Source organism: Kineothrix sp. MSJ-39 (assembly GCF_018917935.1).
GTDB lineage: Bacteria > Bacillota > Clostridia > Lachnospirales > Lachnospiraceae > CAG-194.
This window is the reverse complement of the sequence record NZ_JAHLPN010000008.1, coordinates 100,436-120,435: the sequence shown is the minus strand read 5'-3', so window position 1 is coordinate 120,435 and position 20,000 is coordinate 100,436. Positions and strand designations below refer to the sequence as shown.

16 protein-coding genes are annotated in these 20,000 nt (G+C 42.6%); 2 read left to right on the top strand and 14 right to left on the bottom strand.

What is annotated here, in order from left to right; genetic code table 11:
* Positions 1–381 precede the first annotated feature (381 nt).
* The 6 genes from KQI22_RS07290 to KQI22_RS07265 all read right to left on the bottom strand — a co-directional run bounded on the left by KQI22_RS07290 (position 382) and on the right by KQI22_RS07265 (position 9,707).
* Positions 382–1,167, bottom strand: a complete 786-nt coding sequence (locus KQI22_RS07290) for a helix-turn-helix domain-containing protein (RefSeq protein WP_216551435.1) — start codon at positions 1,165–1,167, stop codon at positions 382–384.
* Positions 1,168–1,455: 288 nt separating this feature from the next.
* Positions 1,456–2,949 (bottom strand): UDP-glucose--hexose-1-phosphate uridylyltransferase, encoded by a 1,494-nt coding sequence (galT, locus tag KQI22_RS07285; protein ID WP_216551434.1) that lies wholly within the window; start codon positions 2,947–2,949, stop codon positions 1,456–1,458.
* 23 nt (positions 2,950–2,972) lie between these two features.
* On the bottom strand, positions 2,973–3,959 hold the full coding sequence (gene galE / locus KQI22_RS07280; RefSeq protein ID WP_216551433.1) for a UDP-glucose 4-epimerase GalE: 987 nt from the start codon (positions 3,957–3,959) through the stop codon (positions 2,973–2,975).
* A gap of 29 nt (positions 3,960–3,988) precedes the next feature.
* The gene (locus tag KQI22_RS07275) at positions 3,989–5,266 is read right to left on the bottom strand and encodes a galactokinase (protein WP_216551432.1); all 1,278 of its coding nucleotides are present in this window, start codon (positions 5,264–5,266) and stop codon (positions 3,989–3,991) included.
* On the bottom strand, positions 5,263–6,630 hold the full coding sequence (locus KQI22_RS07270; protein ID WP_216551431.1) for an MFS transporter: 1,368 nt from the start codon (positions 6,628–6,630) through the stop codon (positions 5,263–5,265). The genes KQI22_RS07275 and KQI22_RS07270 overlap by 4 nt, the downstream gene beginning before the upstream one ends.
* A gap of 38 nt (positions 6,631–6,668) precedes the next feature.
* Positions 6,669–9,707: a glycoside hydrolase family 2 TIM barrel-domain containing protein gene (locus tag KQI22_RS07265; RefSeq protein ID WP_216551430.1), complete on the bottom strand. Its 3,039-nt coding sequence runs from the start codon at positions 9,705–9,707 to the stop codon at positions 6,669–6,671.
* Positions 9,708–10,070: 363 nt separating this feature from the next.
* Between KQI22_RS07265 and KQI22_RS07260 the strand changes: the two genes are divergently transcribed.
* The gene (locus KQI22_RS07260) at positions 10,071–10,928 is read left to right on the top strand and encodes a helix-turn-helix transcriptional regulator (protein ID WP_216551429.1); all 858 of its coding nucleotides are present in this window, start codon (positions 10,071–10,073) and stop codon (positions 10,926–10,928) included.
* 447 nt (positions 10,929–11,375) lie between these two features.
* Here KQI22_RS07260 and KQI22_RS07255 read toward each other — a convergent pair whose 3' ends face one another.
* From KQI22_RS07255 to KQI22_RS07235, 5 genes are read right to left on the bottom strand one after another with little or no spacing between them, the layout of a single operon-like run.
* The gene (locus KQI22_RS07255; protein ID WP_216551428.1) at positions 11,376–11,885 is read right to left on the bottom strand and encodes a tRNA (cytidine(34)-2'-O)-methyltransferase; all 510 of its coding nucleotides are present in this window, start codon (positions 11,883–11,885) and stop codon (positions 11,376–11,378) included.
* Positions 11,886–11,908: 23 nt separating this feature from the next.
* Positions 11,909–13,081, bottom strand: a complete 1,173-nt coding sequence (locus KQI22_RS07250; protein ID WP_216551427.1) for an aminotransferase class I/II-fold pyridoxal phosphate-dependent enzyme — start codon at positions 13,079–13,081, stop codon at positions 11,909–11,911.
* On the bottom strand, positions 13,078–13,560 hold the full coding sequence (locus KQI22_RS07245; RefSeq protein ID WP_022003418.1) for an Lrp/AsnC family transcriptional regulator: 483 nt from the start codon (positions 13,558–13,560) through the stop codon (positions 13,078–13,080). The genes KQI22_RS07250 and KQI22_RS07245 overlap by 4 nt, the downstream gene beginning before the upstream one ends.
* 2 nt (positions 13,561–13,562) lie before the next feature.
* Positions 13,563–14,549, bottom strand: coding sequence for an AIR synthase-related protein (locus KQI22_RS07240; RefSeq protein ID WP_216551426.1), 987 nt, complete (start codon positions 14,547–14,549; stop codon positions 13,563–13,565).
* Positions 14,550–14,578: 29 nt separating this feature from the next.
* Positions 14,579–16,147 (bottom strand): VanW family protein, encoded by a 1,569-nt coding sequence (locus KQI22_RS07235; protein ID WP_216551425.1) that lies wholly within the window; start codon positions 16,145–16,147, stop codon positions 14,579–14,581.
* A 154-nt stretch (positions 16,148–16,301) separates the two neighbouring features.
* On the opposite strand from KQI22_RS07235, the gene KQI22_RS07230 reads away from it, so the two are divergent.
* Positions 16,302–16,913: a tetratricopeptide repeat protein gene (locus KQI22_RS07230; RefSeq protein WP_216551424.1), complete on the top strand. Its 612-nt coding sequence runs from the start codon at positions 16,302–16,304 to the stop codon at positions 16,911–16,913.
* Here KQI22_RS07230 and KQI22_RS07225 read toward each other — a convergent pair.
* The 3 genes from KQI22_RS07225 to KQI22_RS07215 are packed head-to-tail and all read right to left on the bottom strand — an operon-like array spanning position 16,888 to position 19,999.
* Positions 16,888–17,616: a 3'-5' exonuclease gene (locus tag KQI22_RS07225; protein ID WP_216551423.1), complete on the bottom strand. Its 729-nt coding sequence runs from the start codon at positions 17,614–17,616 to the stop codon at positions 16,888–16,890. The two genes, KQI22_RS07230 and KQI22_RS07225, sit on opposite strands and share 26 nt — an antisense overlap.
* The gene (nth, locus tag KQI22_RS07220; protein WP_216551422.1) at positions 17,609–18,238 is read right to left on the bottom strand and encodes an endonuclease III; all 630 of its coding nucleotides are present in this window, start codon (positions 18,236–18,238) and stop codon (positions 17,609–17,611) included. The genes KQI22_RS07225 and nth overlap by 8 nt, the downstream gene beginning before the upstream one ends.
* The gene (locus KQI22_RS07215) at positions 18,239–19,999 is read right to left on the bottom strand and encodes a B12-binding domain-containing radical SAM protein (protein WP_216551421.1); all 1,761 of its coding nucleotides are present in this window, start codon (positions 19,997–19,999) and stop codon (positions 18,239–18,241) included. It lies immediately after the preceding gene.
* Position 20,000 lies beyond the last annotated feature (1 nt).

Sequence of the window (20,000 nt, the reverse complement as noted above, 5' to 3'; positions counted from 1 at the left end):
CCGATTGCCCGAATAGTAACTTTAAAGCTTGTTTTACAGGCGGAAATTTTCGCCTGCTCTTGACATGCTCGAATCGACACTGTTATATATAAAGCAAGGGCTGAATGCTCATTTGAGAGCCTTCAGCCCAATCATTATCATAGAAGATTACATTTACAGAGTTTTATTCACACACTCATTTGAGAGCCTTCAGCCCAATCATTATCATAGAAGATTACATTTACAGAGTTTTATTCACACACTCGCGAGCTCCTTTTTAGTTCTTCCTGAATTCCTGGAAACAGAATTATTTCCATACTGTTATCACCAAATCAGTCTTTCTATATGCATTTTTATAACCGTCCTGCCGTTCCACAATTTTGAAATCTGTCCTTAACCTGCCTATCGTTTTAATTTTCGATATTCGCTCGGAGTAATTCTATAGCGTTCCTTAAACACTCTATTAAATGTTCTCGGGCTGTCAAAACCGCTATCCAAACAGATATCAAGAATTGTATCTCTCGAATTCACTAACCTTGTACATGCATAACTCAATCTGGCATCATTGAGATACTGATTGAAATTACAATGAAATGTTTTAGAAAATACTCGTGACAAAACATACTTGCTTACGCTGAGATCATATGCCATCTCCTCTAGAGAAAATTTCTTTCTAAAATTTCCCGATACATATGATACCGTTCGGTATATCAAATCATCACTTCCTACACAGCTTTTTTCCACCAATTCCATTTTCCCTATACATCTTGCCAGAATAATTTGAACATAAGCTTGCATAATCACAGGTTCTTTTTCGTCCATTTGGATAATCGTCTGAAGTGCATTGTAAACATCCGGCTCAATCTGTCTCGCACTAATAACCGGATATTTAGGAGCATATCCTTGTATTTTATCTTCAAATACTCCTGCAAAAGAAGACGGAACCAAGATATAATCTGCCCGGCTTGTTTCTTCTGAAAACACTTGATAATGATGAATAATATCGGAAAAAACAAATCCGATATCACCCTTTTCCATATGATATAGTTCCTGCCCCACTCCCATCTCAAGTGTTCCTTCCGTTACGCACACAATCTCCAATGCATTATGTAAATGTGGAGATACATGTTTTGACACTCTTTGAGACGCATATATCTCTTCCTTTGTTTCCTTTAGTGTCAAATGCATTGATACATCTCCCCTTTACTACTTAAATTTTGATTTTCTCTGCAACATTTGTCTACATTTTCTTTTAAATTGGCAAGCATTCTTATCCAGCCTGTCCTATAATGAACTTACAAACAAGGAAAGGAGGAATACAAAATGAGCAGATTCAAAAAATATATGAACAACCTTTTAGCTTTCTACGAAGGATACTTTGAGCATGTATATCATGCATAATCTGGCTAAAAGGACTATTTGTGAAAACTGAATACTGAAAAGCAGACCACTTCACAAATGTGAAATGGTCCTTTTTTATATGCACTCCAAAAATTTTTTGAAGGCAGCTTGTCCTTCCGGTGTTCTTTTGTAAACACCTGCACATCCCAGCACTTTTGCAAACACAAATCCTATTTCTTTCTGCACAATCGCATGAAGATTCTCTTCTGTGATTTCATAGTTTGGCAGCCATTTTTCTGCCCAATCTGCATGTATTTTGGTTAAATCGCTTTCCCGCAGATCCTCATTCTGCAGAATTCTGCGTTCCAGCTCCGTCATTTCCTTTTGCAATCTAGCCGGGAGAACTGCCAGTCCCATCACTTCAATCAAACCAATATTTTCTTTTTTTATATGATGATATTCCGGATGTGGATGATACACACCTAACGGAAACTCTTCTGTGGTAATATTATTTCGTAACACCAGATCTAATTCAAACAGATCTTCTCTCTTTCTTGCAATTGGTGTGATCGTGTTATGCGATACTCCTTGCGTTTCGCTGAAAATAAATGCTTTTTCATCTGTATATTCACGCCAGCAAGACAGAATGCAGTCAGCAGCGCCTACCAATGACTCTGTGTTATGCCCCTGTAGACGAATAACAGACATAGGCCATTTCACAGTTCCGGCATGAACATCTGGAAATTTTTTTAATGAAATTTCTGTCTCATAAGGTGCTTTAGCCATTGCAAACTCATATTCTCCACCTTGAAAATGATCATGACTTAATATGGATCCACCTACAATTGGCAAATCTGCATTTGATCCCACTGTATAATGCGGAAACTGTTTTACAAAATCCAATAATTTGGAAAAAACTGCCTTATTTATTTTCATTGGAATATGACGATCATTGAAAACAATACAATGTTCGTTATAGTACACATACGGCGAATACTGTAAATTATATCGTTCTCCACACAATGTAATCGGAATAATTCTATGATTTTGCCTTGCCGGATGGGAAATATGTCCGGCGTAACCTTCATTTTCTTTACATAGCAAACAACTCGGATACCCAGATTTCTTTGCTTTTCCCGCCTTTGCAATATCACGAGGATCTTTTTCCGGTTTTGATAAATTGATGGTTATATCCATTGCACCAAATTCTGTATTTGCTGTCCATTTCTCATCCTTTACAATTCGATCTTTTCTGATATAATTTGTTGCCTGGCTAAACTGATAATAAAAATCTGTTGCAGCTTTAGGAGATATATTGTATTTATCCCAAAACTGCCTGCGAACCACAGAAGGGTATGGTGTCAATATTCCCATAATCTTTGTATCAAATAAGTCCTTTTCCGTAATTGTTTCTTCCTCCAGCATTCCCTGCCGACATGCATATTCCAACATATCGTTTAAGATCTGTGACAATTCTCTTTCTGATCTAACCTCTTTCGCAGTCCCTTCATGCTCTGTCAATTGAAATAATTCCAGAAGGCGATTCGTCACATATACTTCATCTTCCGGGTCAACCAATCCATGGTTCAATCCATATGCTACAAGTTCATTGATATACTCATTAATCATAAAAACACCCCCATTTACACATTCTAATATCCATTTGGATGACTTTTATGCCATTTCCATGCTGTACCGATAATTGTTTCCAAATCTGCATATTGTGGATTCCATCCTAATACTTCCTTTGCTTTTGCACTGGATGCGATCAACATAGATGGATCTCCTGCCCGACGTGGTTCTTCCTTTGCCGGAATTGGATGTCCTGTTACTTTTCTTGCAGTTTCCACAACCTCTTTTACCGTAAAACCAACTCCATTTCCAAGATTAAATATATTGCTGTCATTTCCATCACAAAGATACTTCATTGCAAGAATATGAGCCTGTGCAAGATCATTTACATGAATATAGTCTCTAACACAAGTACCATCCTTTGTGTCATAGTCCGTTCCAAAAATAGAAATATACTCTCTCTTTTCATTTGGTACCTGCAAAATTAAAGGAATAAGATGTGTTTCCGGATTGTGAGCCTCTCCAATCTTTCCATTAGGATGAGCCCCGCAAGCGTTAAAATAACGCAAAGACACAAATCTTAAGTTATATGCATTTGCCGTCCATTTAAACATTTTCTCCATAGACAATTTTGTTTCACCATAACAATTTGTCGGAAGTGTACGATCCGATTCCATAATAGGAATTCGCTCCGGTTCTCCATAAGTTGCCGCTGTAGAAGAAAACACAATCTTATCTACACCATGCGCAACCATGCTCTCCAACAGTACTTCTGTACCACAAAGATTATTACTATAATATTTCAATGGCTTTATCATACTTTCGCCTACTTGCGAACTAGCTGCAAAATGAATAACTCCATCTATATTTTCTTTATCAAATACAGAGTCAATAAAAGCTCGGTTACGAATATCTCCTTCATAAAACTTCGCTTTCGGATGAACCGCTGCCCGAAAACCTGTTTCAAGATTATCTACAACCACCACATCCTTTCCTGCATCAATCAACTCATAAACAGTATGCGAGCCAATATATCCGGCTCCGCCTAATACTAAAATGCTGCCCATAACTATTCCTCCTTGTTTTTTTGTGTACCTTACATTACTTGAATTCCGCCATATTTACGAATTTTAAGTACATCACAAGCACCATCTCCAAATACCTTTTCCATCTCTGTTTTATATAATGTGACAATATCATTTGGTACGAATGCCTGTATTGTTCCGGCAAAGCCACCACCATGCACTCTGTTTGCCCCCTGCCCGCCTAAAATCATATCGCTGACAGCCAATGCAATAGAAACATTTTGATGTTCCACATCATGGCACACATACACATTTTGCAAATACTTATAAGAAGAATCACCTGACTCTTTAACTAATCTCAAAAAATCTCCAAATCTGTTCTCTCTCAATGCTGCCACTTCTTTTTGCACTCGCTCATTTTCACACACATAGTGAATCGCTCTAAGCGCTGCCCGATCTCCTGCCTGTTCTCTGATGCGTGGAAGATTAGCAAGTACTTCTTTTTTCGTAACCTGTCCAAGCACTTCTTTTCCCAAACAAGCCGCTGCTCTTTTCATTTCTTCCGGAATTGCTGCATAATCCGATGTCAAATCTGCATGTGAGCCTTTTGTATCGGTAATACAAAGACTATATCCATATCCATCCAGATCAAACTCAATCCGCTCCACCAATGGTGCCACTGGATCCTGAAAATCAATATGTGCCAAACTTCCAATGGAACACGCCATCTGATCCATCAATCCACATGGTTTCCCAAAATATACATTTTCTGCAAATTGCCCAATCATGGCTATTTCAACAGGAGAAATCTTTCCATCATTAAACAGCTCTGACAGAATTGTTCCCATCAATGTTTCAAACGCTGCTGAAGAAGACAATCCAGCTCCTATCAACACATCACTGGTAACAAAAGCCTGAAATCCGCCTATCTGATATCCATATTCTTTTGTTTTTGCCAACACCCCTCGAATTAATGCATTTGTTGTTGCTTCCTCATCCTCTCTCATACCTAGATCATCCAGATATATCGTGATCATCTCATATCCGGCAGATATCACTCTGACACACGGCTCTTCCAAATTGTGTACAACAGCTATTGCATCATTATTAATGGAGGCTGCCAACACCTCTCCGCATTGATGATCTGTATGATTTCCACCTATTTCACTTCTGCCCGGTGCACTAAAGACAAAGATTTCTCCCTCTCCAAAATTTTCTGTATAACTCTCTATCGCCTTAATATAACGCTCTCTTTCATACGATATTTTTTTCTCATCCACATAAACATCTTTCAATGTTTCATCATACATTCCATTTTTTATTTTTTTTATCAAATCATGTGTTATCATAAACCCATCTCCTTTTCTTTTTCAATCTTAGCATTTGTCTCCTCTACATTCATTACGGAAAGGATAAACATAATAAGCACATCAAAGATCAGTGGCAGCCAGAGATACATAAACTGCATCATATTCAACGCTGACTGTGGCTGAACAGCATACGTTCCCACATAGCCACTAAGTTCCAAAAGCCAGCCTACAACCGCCGTTCCAATACCTCCGCCAATCTTAACACCGAGCGAGGTGCAGGAATACATCGTACCATCCACACGCTTTCCTTGTGTCAGGTAAGTATACTCGGAGCATGAAGCAATCACTGCATTCATATCTCCCTGCCAAGGGCCCTGTCCCAATGCTGCTAATGCTGTAAATGCCATCATCAAAGGAATACTTCCCATATATCCGGCAACAACGACGAGAGCTCTGCCAATCACAGCAAGGATGTAACCTCTCAAATTCAGCTTATACATACCATTCCACTTTCCAACCAGTGTTGGTGTAAAAACCAATGCAATAATAAGAGGAATGTTTACCGCCCAGGCAAATTGTCCAAACAGGTTTTTGTTTTTCAAAACCCATGTCATATAATAAATACCGGCACCGATCATTGCACTGTATAACTGCTGTAAAATATAAGTACCACAGATCATCAGGTAAAATTTATTCTTTACCAACAGCTTGAATGCCTGAACCAGCCCATATTTTTCCTCTTCATCTGTTGTGTCTCTTTCATTTAATTCCTCTTCCGGAAGTTCTTTGACAGATAATACGGAAATAGTATTCACAACCAATCCGATCATGGCATAAATAATCGCAACCAGTCGCCATGCAGCTGCATCTCCACCACATTTTTCAACAAATCCAACGGTAACCGCCTGAATCAGAAGGCTGGTTGAAAAAGCAAAAATGAAACGGTAAGAACCCATCTGCACACGCTCTTTACTGTTCTTGGTAACAAGTGATGTCAGAGCAGAATAAGCAATGTTATTTGCCGTATAAAACACACCATTCAACAGCGTATACGCGATAAAAAACCACGCATACTGTGCCGTCCTGCCAAGACTTGTTGGAACTGCAAAACATGCTACCAATGTAATCACACAACCAATGTAACCATACAGCATCCATGGTCTTGCCTTTCCCATCTTACTATGCGTTTTATCAATCATTGATCCAAAAAAGATGTCTGTAAATCCGTCAAATAATTTTGAAACAGCAATCAGTGTTCCCACTATTCCGGATGCCAATCCAATCGTATCTGTCAGATATACCATCACAAACGATGTCAGAAATGCATACACTACATTTCCTGCAATATCACCAGATCCATATCCTATCTTGTTGTACCATTTTAAGCATTTCTTTTCCTCCATCAGAATCCTCCTTCACTATTTGTTATTCAGAAAAAATTTTATCCTTTTACAAACGGAATTAATTCGAACTGAAACTGAAATGCTTCCTCAGCAAACCGATATTTATCCAAAACATCCGGTCCGCAGCTATTTGAACCAATTCCATTCATTGCATAATCCATACAGAATACGATGCTATCCGATTCTTTCAATTCGTAATTGTGTGATACCCGTTCTAACTCCTCCTGTGTATAAACAGAAGCATTAAACGAAAATTGATTCTTTGAAACTGCTGCAATTCCACATTGACCATTTGTAAGCTCTACATAATCGCAGTCATAATGGCTTCCATTCTCCTGTGGACGAATATAATCCTCATGCATCTGAGCCACCTTAGAGCGGAATAATCCATGACAGGAAGCCTGATGTTTATCCCGGTAGCTTTCCTGTGGTCCCATTCCAAAATAAGTAATCTCATCCATTTTCTTATTCAAAAACATCCGGATTCCAAACCTTGGCAGATCTGGGAATTCTTTATCTTTTATTGCCTCTATAACTGCCTCTATTTTCCCGTCTTCATTGATTTTCCATGTCATTTTCACATCCAGAATCTTTTGTACGGTATCAGCTACTACTGCCACATGCTCCATGATCAACACCCCGTGCTTGTTCTGAAGTACTTCTATGCGGTATGCTCTGGTATAGGCAGCATCATAATGTGCCTTTTTCCATTCCTGTTTTATATACATATCGTTATCCGTCGGAGCCCGCCAAATATTCAATTCCATTGGATGGTTAATATAGCTTCTTCCGGCAAACTGCATGTCCTCAAACAATCCGGTACGCTTATCTAAAACGTAAGTAAAATCCTTTGCCTGTAATACGATCTGCCTATCGTTTTCCTTGACATTAATGGTTCCGATTGCTTCTTCCTGCTCCATCCACTTTACAGCCTGTCTGTTTCTATCATCCTCATTTGCAAGCTTCATTTCATCAAAACCTAATTCATACCCCTGTTCAAGCAACGGCATTTGCTTTTTCAACCGGTAAATAAGCTTCAGATAAATCTTACCGGTATTCGGAACCTGCAGCTTCAACTCCACCTCCGCATCACTATGGGGTGCTGCAACAACATTTGCCAGCTTTCCTTTTTCCACAGTCAAGCCATCCTGTGTCATTTCATAAGAAATATCCACATAATCCTTCAAATTGTCAAAATCCATATAATTGTGAAGAACTATCTGTCCGTTTTTCTGATCATAGGACACAACCCTAACCGGACGATAGACATTTTTATACTCCAGCAGTCCTGTATGCGGTGTACGATCCGGATAAACCAGCCCATCCACACAGAAATTTCCATCATGAATGGTTTCTCCATGATCCCCTCCATAATAATATCTGGTCTTTCCATTTTCTGCCGTTCCATGTGCGATCGCATGATCACACCACTCCCAGACAAACCCGCCACACATTCGGTCATCCTTATGAATCATCTGAAAATAATCTTCAAAATCTCCCGGTCCGTTTCCCATACTATGGCAGTATTCCACCAGCAGAAATGGTTTGCTTCCATCATTTTTCAGATAATCCTCTATCTCCTGTAATGACGGATACATCCGGCTGTAAAGATCCAGATTTTCATAATCATAGGTAATATCATAATTACGGTATCTTGCACTTTCGTACTGTGTGATCCTGTCCGGATCAAACTTCTTTGTCCAGGCAAGTGCCTTTTCAAAATTGCATCCATACGCACTTTCATTTCCCATAGACCACATTATAATGCTGGGACGGTTTTTGTCTCTCTGTACCATAAGCTGGACACGATCCACAATTGCCTTTTCCCATGCCGGATCATCTGCAATCTTTTCATTCCAATGTTGAAAACGGTTCTGGTCTGTGTCCTCCTTCCGGTACAGCATAAATGGTCCATGCGCCTCAATATCCGCCTCGTCAATCACCATAAATCCATATTCATCACACATCTGATAAAAATATGGTGCATTTGGATAATGACTGGAACGAATAGCGTTAAAGTTATGCTGCTTCATTAACATTAAATCCTTTTTGATCTGCCGGGCATCGATCACAAATCCTGTCTCCGGATCAGAATCATGACGATTGACTCCACGGAATTTAATCTTTTCTCCATTGAAATAAACAACCTTGTCCTTAATTTCAATCGTCCGGAAACCAATCCGATCCACGATCACTTCATCCGGCATTGTCAAAATAACCTGATACAAATAAGGATTCTCTGCATTCCATAAAACCGGATTTAACACGGTCAGTTCTAATACACCATTCTCTGCTGCTTCCCCTCTTGCTACGACGGCTCCATATTTATCTTCTATAGTAACTTTTGTTTCCACCGGTTCTGAAAAATGCATATCCAATTTCACAGCAACGCTGTCTTTTTCTACATCTGTCGTAATGTAATAATCTCTGATTGTCTTTTCCGGTCTTTTCAGCAAATAAACATCTCTGAAAATACCACTCATCCGAAACTTATCCTGATCCTCCAAATACGACCCATCACACCATTTGAGCACAAGAACCGCTAATGTATTTTCCCCCTCATTCAACAAGTCTGTTACATCAAATTCACTGGTAGCGTGGGGTACCTGACTGTATCCGGCATAAGCACCATTTACCCATACATAAAAACAGCTATCGACGCCTTCAAAATTCAAAAATGCTTTTGGTGCCTTTTTTTCTCTGTGATATTCAAAGTTATGAACATATGCTCCACATGGAATATCCTGTGGCACATATGGTGGATCAAACGGAAACGGATAACGAATATTCGTATACTGATGCGTGTCATAACCATCCATCTGCCATACACCCGGAACCGTTACCTGATCAAACCCGGAAACATCATAGCCTTTCTCGTAAAATGATTCCGTTACGTCATAAATACTGCTATAATACCGAAACTTCCACTCTCCGTTTAACAACTGAAAACGATCCGATCTTTCCCGATACTCCACCAGATCATTCATACGAACTGATGCCGGAATGTAATATGCCCTCGCCGACATTGTCTTATCGTGCATAACATTCAAATCTTCATAAAAGCGTGGTACAATCATTGCAAAAACCTCCTTTGACATATATTTTTTTATTCACTACAATAAGTAGTCAATAAAATCCCGTCTGTGTGTCATTACCTTCCGTCCTTTTATTACCTTGAAACTATCATACATTTTTATGAAAAAAGTGTCTATAAACAGAAATAGACAAAATATGCACAAAATGATACACTAAAGTGAATGCAGTTTTAGTTGTATCCCAATATTGACTGCTTGCAGTCAAATATTGGGATACGGCTAAAACTATATGAGCGCAGCTCTCACCGAAAAACCGCAGGTTTTGAGGTGGCATTCACTTTATAACTCCAGCTCATCATGAACTGCTTGCAGTCAGATATTCCACTTTCCAAAGGAGGATTCATAATGTATATAAATTCCGGTTATCACAACCACTCCCTTATAGACTTCAAAGACAAAAGCCGGCCACTTATTGTAGGAAGCTGTGGCACCTATCGTCTATCCTCACACCAAAAGCTTCCCACTTATCGTCCCAGAGGAAGACTTGACTTTCAAATCATCTATATAGCAGCCGGACGAGCGCATTTTCATTTTGACAACACAGATGACGATACTCTCGTTACAGCAGGCAACATAGTACTTTACCGCCCCAAGGAATTTCAGAAATATGAATACTATGGCATTGATAAAACAGAAGTTTACTGGGTACATTTTACCGGAAATGATGTAAAGAATATTTTAAGAAGTTATGGTTTCCCGAATGGCCAGCGCATCTTCCATGTTGGAACATCCCTGGAATATGAACGTATTTTTAAACGAATTATTTTAGAATTGCAAAGATGCCAGGATGACTACGAAGAAATGCTGGCACTATTACTGCGTCATTTACTGATCGTCTTTCACCGGGAGCTTACCCACAAACATGTACTAAAAAATGAATACCTCGATCATGAAATGGATACTGCAGCGTCCTATTTTAACGAAAACTATAACCGTGATATCAACATTGAAGAATATGCAGCTTCCAGAGGAATGAGTGTCAGTTGGTTTATTCGGAATTTCAAAAAATCTACCGGTACAACACCAATGCAGTTCATCACCTCCATCCGAATCACGAATGCCCAGATGTTATTGGAAACCACAAATTACGCCGTAAATGAAATTGCACGCATTGTCGGTTACGATAACCCACTGTATTTTAGTCGACTGTTTCATAAACTAAAAGGCTGTTCGCCATCCGAATATCGAAAACTTTTAAAATAAAGCAACAAAAAGAGGCTCTTTATGCGACGAATCTCTTTAGAGCCTCTTTTAATCCTATACTTTTATTTACTTTCCTTCTATCTCCAATCATTTAATGGTACATGACACCCCGCACCTATGCAATTATCTGGATAAAAAACAGGGGTTACCGCATAGAAACGCAATCACGTTTGCCTACCCTGCGATTTCATAGTTTTATTTACACGTGTTCCCCTGCCACAAGGAACCTCTGCGTATGCAGAATCGGCTTTGCCGATACGCAGAGGCTGCATAATGGAGTTACAAAAGTAACTCCATTACATTTAATAAAAGCGTCTGTGGCGGGAACCCGGTAAAAAAATATGAAATCTCGGTCGGCTACACTATCGATTGCTTATTCTATGCGGTAACCCCATTATTTGTTGTTTTTTGTTATTGGTTACTTGTTATTTATTCTGTATCATCTATTTACTTCTCTTCTTCCTCCGACTTCCAATGCAGCCTGTGCAGATTGCCTGCCAGTTCCATGCTCTCAAAATTGTTCTGGCGGAGTGCTTCGTAAAGCACGATCGCAACAGAGTTGGAGAGGTTCAGCGAACGGATCTGTGGCAGCATCGGAATACGGATACAGGTCGGCTCATACTCAACCAGTATTTCTTCCGGAATCCCCGCACTTTCCTTCCCGAACATGATGAAATCATCCGGTCCGAAGGATACGTCCGTATAACTGTGCTTTGCCTTTGTTGTCGCCATCCAGATCTTAGCGCCCGGATGCTTTTCCTTGAATTCCTCAAAATTCACATATCTTGTCACATCCAGATGCTCCCAGTAATCCATACCGGCGCGTTTGATCTCTTTTTCATTCAGGCGGAAGCCCAAGGGCTCGATCAGATGCAGGCTTGTTCCTGTCGCAACACAGGTTCTTCCGATATTTCCCGTATTTGCCGGTATTTCCGGCTGATGTAATATAATATGCATATCTGTTCCTTTTCCATCTATGATTATTTCTGACGAAGTCTTGTAATGAAATGCTGGATTCTTCCGATCGCAAGCTTCAGATCTTCCAGTGAATATGCATAGGAAATACGAAGGAATCCTTCACCGCAGTCACCAAATGCCGTGCCCGGAACAACCGCAACCTTTTCCTCCTGCAGAAGTCTTGTCGCAAATTCCTCACTCGTCATACCAAATTCCTTGATACATGGGAAGACATAGAAGGCACCGAACGGTTCAAAACATTCCAGTCCCATTTCCTTAAATGCATGCATCAGATATCTTCTTCTCTGGTTGTATGCCTCACGCATCATGAGCACATCTTCTTCTCCGTTTTTCAGTGCTTCTACAGCTGCATACTGGCTTGTGGTCGGTGCACACATGATGGCAAACTGATGGATCTTTGTCATCTGCTGGATAATTGCTGCTGGACCTGTTGCATAACCAAGTCTCCAGCCTGTCATGGCAAATGCCTTGGAAAAGCCGTTGATCAGGATTGTTCTTTCCTTCATGCCCGGCAGACAGACGATCGATACATGCTCACCGTTATAATTCAGTTCTGAATAAATCTCATCGGAGATCACGAACAGATCGTGCTTCTCAATAACTTCTGCGATCGCTTCAAGATCTTTGCGTTCCATGATCGCACCTGTCGGGTTGTTCGGGAATGGCAGGATCAGAATCTTGCTGTTTTCTGTAATGGCTGCTTCCAGCTCCTCTGCGGTCAGACGGAACTCGTTTTCATGCTTCAGCTCTATGATGACCGGTTTTGCTCCGGCTAAGATTGCACACGGCTCATAAGAAACATAGCTTGGCTGCGGGATCAGCACTTCTTCGCCTTTACCCGGATTGATCATGGCACGCAGTCCGATATCGATCGCTTCGGAACCACCAACTGTGATCAGTACCTCATGATCCGCATCATACGTTACGCCCAGCTTACGATTTAAGTAATTGCAGATCTCCTGTCTGAGCTCTTTCAGACCTGCATTGGATGTATAAAACGTTCTTCCCTTTTCCAGAGAATAAATACCCTCATCACGGATATGCCACGGTGTATCAAAATCAGGCTCACCTACACCAAGTGAAATAGCATCCGGCATTTCAGCCACCAGATCAAAAAACTTCCGGATACCGGATGGTTTCAAAGAAACAACCTGCTCTGCTAACGGATTTCTCATGGTGTCACCTTAATCCTTTCATCTTCATATTTCTTTGTCAGGATCGTTCCGTGATCCTTGTATTTCTTCAGGATAAAGTGTGTTGCTGTGCTCAGTACGGAATCCAGTGTGGAAAGCTTATCTGATACAAACTTGGAAACTTCCTTTAAAGTACGGCCTTCCAGCGTCACAAGCAGGTCATAACCGCCGGAGATCAGATATACGGAATTTACTTCCGGGTACTTGTAAATGCGCTCTGCAATATTGTCAAAGCCCTGTCCTCTCTGTGGTGTTACACGTACTTCGATCAGAGCAGATACCTTTTCGATGTTGGTCTTTTCCCAGTCGATCAGGGTATGATAGCCACAGATAATGCCTTCTTCTTCCATTCTTTTCAGCTCGTTAGCGACCTCGATCTCAGGCTCGCCCATGATGACTGCCAGCTCATGCAGATCAATGCGGCTGTTTTTTTCAATTATAGATAAAATTCTTTCTCTCATTTTTATTCTCCCTTACTTGCCATTTTTGCAGTATAATTTAATATTTTTCTGATCTGATCCGGTTTTGGCAGATCCAGATAGCGGATCTCCTCTCCGTTCTGAATGATCCTGTCATTCCCGTCCGTTGTCTGTCCGATCACCGCCGCAGGAATGCCAAGTGCTTCCAGTTTCTCACAAAGCTGCTGTCCCTGCTCCGCAAACAGAAGTGCCGATCCGGATGACAAGATCTCGTATGGATTCAGATCGTAATAGTTGCAGATTTCCACAACGGTCTGATCCATCGGAATTTTCATCAGATCTATATGTAGTCCAACGCCTGCTCTTTCTGCGAGTTCCCAGAGGGAAGCGAAAATACCGCCTTCTCTGACCGCCTGCATAAAGGAAACGCCGGACTTACCGGCGGTTGCAGCCTCCGGAAGGATAGAAAGATACTTTTCAAAGCCTTTCGCCTTTTCTACCATGACCTTCGGAAAACGTGCAAGCAGCTGTGCTTCCTTCTCCTGTGCCAGAAGCGCCGCCGCTTCCATTCCGATATATTTCGTTACAACAATATCCAGTCCCGCCGCTTTTTGCTCCGCCAGACCCGCGCCTGTTCCGATTGCTGTAACGCTCAAAACAGGTGTGGATACTGCATCAGAAACTTCTGTATGACCACCCAGGATCTGTAAATTCTCCTGTGTGCAGACATCCTGCGCCGCTTCCATCATGGCTTTCAGCTTGATCTCCCGCATGCGTTCCGGGATAGAAATGCCCAGCAGGATATTCTGCGGCGTATAACCCGCCGCCGCCAGTGCATTGACCGCCGCATAAATGCCATGGCGCATCAATACATCGCCCGCTACAGGCAGGGAGATCGTCTGCATTTTATATGCCAAAAAGGCGCAGTCTGATCCTGTCACTGCGCCATTTGCTTTTTTCTCAGTATGCGATTGGATTGGTTTTAAAACAGAACGCTTTAAGACATTCTCTGCGATCTTTCCCTGTTTCAATACTGTCCACCTGCCACGTTTTCAACAATTTACTGTGCCTGCTGTTGTGCCTGCTCAATTGCAGCCTGCTGTGCTGCGATTGCTTCCTGCTGCTGACGGATCGCTTCCTGCTGCGCCTGCTGTGCTGCAAGAGCTGCTGCCTGTGCAGGATCATTGTAAGTACCTGCATTGATCGCTGCTGCTGTTGCTCTGCACTGATCGATGCTTCCTGTTGCGATCGCCGCATTGATCGCCGCCGCCGCTGCTGGATTTGCTGTTGCGGTTCCGACCGTTGCGGTACGTGGTGTGGCTGCGTATGTACTCTTGTTGACCTGTGTACGGCTTTCTTCCTCACCATCCACAGTAACAACCTTCCAAAGCTCAGCGACGTAGCCTGTATGTGCGGACTGTACACTGACGGAACCTGCTGCCATAGAACCGTCTGCTACAATCTTTTCGCCTGTCGGCTCTGTTTTGCTGATCACTTCACTCTCATATCTGATCTTACGATTGGACGGTCTTGTCTCCTGTCCGTAAATCGTAAATGTAATATGCTTATCGGATGTGGTATATCCTTCGATATATACCGGACAATCCAGATTATTTGTAAATTTCAGATCCTTTGCGGTTCCTGAGATCGCTGCATCTGCGGACGGATCCACATAGTTAACGATCATGGAATGATTGAAACGTTCTGTCACATCAAGCTCTGCTAAAAGGACAGCATTGTATAATGTTGTGGATACCTGACAGATACCGCCGCCTAAGGACTCTACAACCATACCATTGCTGTAAGAACCGGCGAGATAATATCCGTTTTCTTCCGTAAACGGGCTGACTGTCTCATATGCGGAAAAGCTGTCTCCCGGATATAATAAAGTACCGTTGATCTTGCTGCAGCCGTTCTTTACGTTACCGCTTCTGTTTGCACCGGATGTAGAATAACTCGTCGTAAAAGTGCCAAGCACATCCTTGACCTTGGAAAGTTCTTCCTCCGTACCACGCGGCTGTGTTGTCTCTGCTACCAGATCAATGGAAGCTGCTTCCTTGTCCCAGTCGTTTGTCAGATAAGACTCGATCGCATCTACGGATTCATCTACATTGATCTCAACACCGGTCTGACCCGGCTCATAAACGAATGCACCGTTTTCTCTTGTCAGCGTGCCATCTACTGCTTCTACATTATACTGCAGACATTTTTCCTCAATGACAGATTTGACTGCCGTCTCATCAAAGGAAATAGAAAGCGGAAAGATCTCGTTCTGATGCTCCAGATCCTTCAGTGCCTTATAACGCTGTACAATATTCCCTGCTTTTCCAAGCTCTCCTGCTTCATCAACGACTTCCTTGTTATCCCATTCGATTCCAAGATCTTCAGCCGTTACGGTAACGGTATTGCCGTTTAAGGCATTTAAGGTGATCTCTTTTTCCTTCAGTCCGTCCACATAGGAATTGACTGCGTCCTCAGCCTCCAGCGTTGTCATACCGGAAACATCGATATCTCCGATAAATACACCATTTTCAATCGTATTAAAGGTTCCTGCTGCCTCTGCATCCATACCTGTCATAACAAGTGCAGCCAGTATAACTGCAGGCAGTAAGCTGATAAATTTTTTCATAACTCTTCTCCTAGAAAATACCCACTGCTGAAATAGCGAGCGGTACGACCATTGCAAGCACCAGAATGATAACAATAATAGTTGCTACAATGCGCCTTTTTTTGCTATTATTAAACATAGAATTTCACCTCGTCTTTACGAAAGGATATTATAAATGAACTTAATTGTTTTTGCAAGTTTTATCATCGTTGTACTCTGGCTTACCGTAAACCTGAAAAAAACGGAAAAAACCAATAAACAGATCGAAGAAGAATTCTGGGAACGGGAATCCAAGGCAAATTCTGTCAGAAAGAAAAGTCTGGATCATCTTCCTTATATTTCCTTTGATTTTGATGCGCTTCCCACCGCTGAATCCTTTACGGAAAGCGGCGCTCAGCTTCCGGAAAGTCTGGAAATTCTGCAGAATCTCCGTGATAAAAAGATGCTGAACTTAAATGGGATCTCCAATACCGATCTGAAGCTGAAATACGGAGCACCCAATATCACGCGCCTGTCCGAATATGAAGAAAACTTTACTGTCTTTTCCATTCATATCGTCAGACTTGCACAGGCACTTTATGATGCGGGGCGAAAATCCGAAGCCAGAACGCTTCTGGAAAAGACGATCGTGACCGGAACGGATATCAGTGAACACTACCTGCTGCTTGCCCGGCTCTATCTGGAGGAAGGCAGGCCCGGTAAGATCAATGACCTCATCCTGCTCGCCGAAAAGCTGCCAACCATGATGAAGGATACGATCCTCACTCGTCTGCAGGAGCTTTTATAACGCCGCTTCTGATCTGATCCGCCAGACGGCTTGCTTCGTTTTTGGTAAGCTGTGAAAGATCTCTGTCGCATGGAATTCCCCGTTCTTCTAAAAGACGACGGATCTGCTCGATCTGCTTTGGCATGACAGGCACTTCTCTTTTGATCTGATAATGCAGCGGAAAAGGGGCAAAAGCCGACGGTGTCTCTGCCTCATACAGATCCCACAGCTTTTCATATAGCAGAAAGGTCGCCTGTGCGTCCGCAAGTGCCCTGTGCGGCTCATGCGGGATCTGATAATAGGCAGTCAGCGCAGGAAGTGCTTTTTTCTGCTCCGCAGGCAGAAACCGCCTTGCAAGCTTCAGTGTATCCAGCCCATTTCGCTCAAAAGTAAAGCCCTTCGGCTGTTCATTGACAAGAGCCTTTTTCAGAAAGGCATAATCTGACAGGATACTGTGTCCCAGAAGCACATACTCTCCCAGAAACGCCAGCAGCTTCTCTGCAATGTCTGAAAAGACCGGTGCATTTTCCAGCATTTCATCCGTAATGCCTGTGATCTCCGTTGTCTGTGGCAAAAGTCTTCTGCCCGGACTGACAAGCGTTGAGAAAGTATCCCTGATCTCCCCATCTTCAACCAGAAGGGCTCCTATTTCTATGATCTTATCTGTTCTCGGGTTCAGACCTGTCGTTTCCAGATCCAGAACCACTGCTTTTCCTCTACTCATGCTTTTCCCTGCAAAATTCCTGTAAAAAACATTCCTCACATTTCGGGCTTCTTGCAAAGCAGATCTGCCTGCCAAATGTGATGATCTGGATATTGAATAAGATCCAGTGATCCTTCGGCAGAACCTTCTCCAGATCATGCTCGATCTTTTCCGGATCTGTTTCCTTCGTCAGTCCCAGTCTGTTGGAAATGCGTTTTACATGTGTATCCACGACAATGCTCGGCTCGTGGTAAATATTGCCGCGGATCACATTGGCTGTCTTTCTGCCCACGCCCGGAAGGGACGTCAGCTCCTCGATACTGCGCGGTACTTCCCCGTGAAATTCGTATACAAGCTTTCTACAGCAGCCTATGATATTTCTCGCTTTATTATGATAAAAACCGGTTGATTTGATATCCTGCTCCAGTTCATTCACATCTGCCCCGGCAAAAGCCTCAATGGTCGGATATTTCCGAAACAGATCCTTTGTTACGATATTGACGCGGGCATCCGTACACTGTGCACTCAGGATCGTGGCGATCAGAAGCTGCCACGCACTGTCATGCTCCAGATAACATTTGTATTCGGTTGTGTACACCTCGTCCAGTCTTCGTAAAATTTCTTTTGTTCGCTTTGTAGCCATCTACTCTGCCTCCGAAAGAGCCGTCACATCGATCACGGAAACTTCGCCCGTGAGCGGACTCTTCTTTGTATAATCATACAGGAAAAATGCTTCCTGTCCTCGTTTTTCTCCTGTTACCAGATCATAAAAATACGGTTCTATATGTGTCATTCTTGCGATCGATCTTGCATCACAGCCCTCGTAGCTTTCCGAAAGCTGCGCCGGATCCTTCGCTGCCCGCTGGCAGATCCTGCGGATCTCTTCCTTATATAACGCCGGATCTTTTGCAAATGCCGGTCTTGTCTTGCAGTTTTCACGCAGATACAGATCCTGCGTCAGTGTTTCCCGGAACAGCTCTGCAGACAGTCCCTTTTCTCTGATAAAATCATACAATACCTGATACCGGTAGCTTCTTGCCGGTGCTTTCAGGAAATAACCCTGTCCGGCAAAATAATCCGCCAGCTGCTCAAAAAAGGCAAACGGAGAAGCAAACTGCGGAACAAGCAGCTTTAAGGTTGTCACAAACTGATTGCTGTTATAATACAGCTCCACCATTTCCTCGATCTGTTTGAGCCTGCGTACTTCTTCATAACTGAGCCAGTTTGTATACAAAACCTCATAAGGCGGCTCATCCAGATAGACAAGCCCATATGTTTCACAGTTATCATGCATTTTAGAGCCCTTCAGCACTTTTAAAAAGCCAAGCTGCAGCTGCTCAGGCTCCATGGCATACACATCGTCAAAGGAATGTCCGAAGGAAGTATACCCCTCCAGTGGCAGTCCGGCGATCAGATCCAGATGAATATGGATATTATGACCTGCATGGATCTTTTGCACGATCTGTCTGAGCAGCCCGACATCCATATGCCTGTCAATTTCCCGGATTGTCTCCTCATTGGTCGACTGTACGCCGATCTCCAGCTGCACAGCGCCCGGTCTGAACTTATTTAAAAGCCGGATCTGCTCCTCATCCAAAATATCCGCCGCGATCTCAAAATGGAAATTGGTAATGCCATTGTCATGTGCCAGCAGATATTCCCAGATCTCCATGGCATGTTTTTTATTACAGTTAAAGGTACGATCTACGAATTTTACCTGTGCCACCTTCTGATCAAGGAAAAACTGCAGCTCCCGCTTCACAATGGAAAGATCCCGCAGCCTGACCTTCTTATCAATGGAAGATAAGCAATAGCTGCAGCGGAACGGACAGCCACGGCTCGACTCATAATACAGGATCTTATTTTCAAATTTCTGCAGATCGTCATATAAAAATGGAATGGCAGACAGATCGGTCAGCTCACGCGGTCTGGTCAGCATGGCTTTTCCGTCCTTTCTGATGGCAAGCCCTGCGATCCGGGATAACATATCTTCGCCGCTCTCACCGTTTCTGTAATGCTGTGCGAGCTCTAAAAAGGTCTGTTCTCCTTCACCGAGCATAATACCGGTAAGCTGTGGATAATCTTCCAGAACCTTTTCCGCATCAAAGGATACCTCAGGTCCGCCCAGCCAGATCTGCACCTGTGGCAGGAGCTTCTTCAACTCCCTGACGAGCTTTTTAATATACGAAATGTTCCAGATATAGCAGGAAAAGCCGATCACATCCGGTCTGTGCTCATACAGATCCGCCAGCACATCTTCCATCTGTTGGTTGATCGTATACTCTGCCACAAATATCTGTCCCTTCAGCGTCGGATCCTCCTGACAGGCATATGCCTGCAGGGAATACACCGCCGGATTTGAATGAATATACTTTGCATTAACTGCCGTCAGTAAAAATCGCATG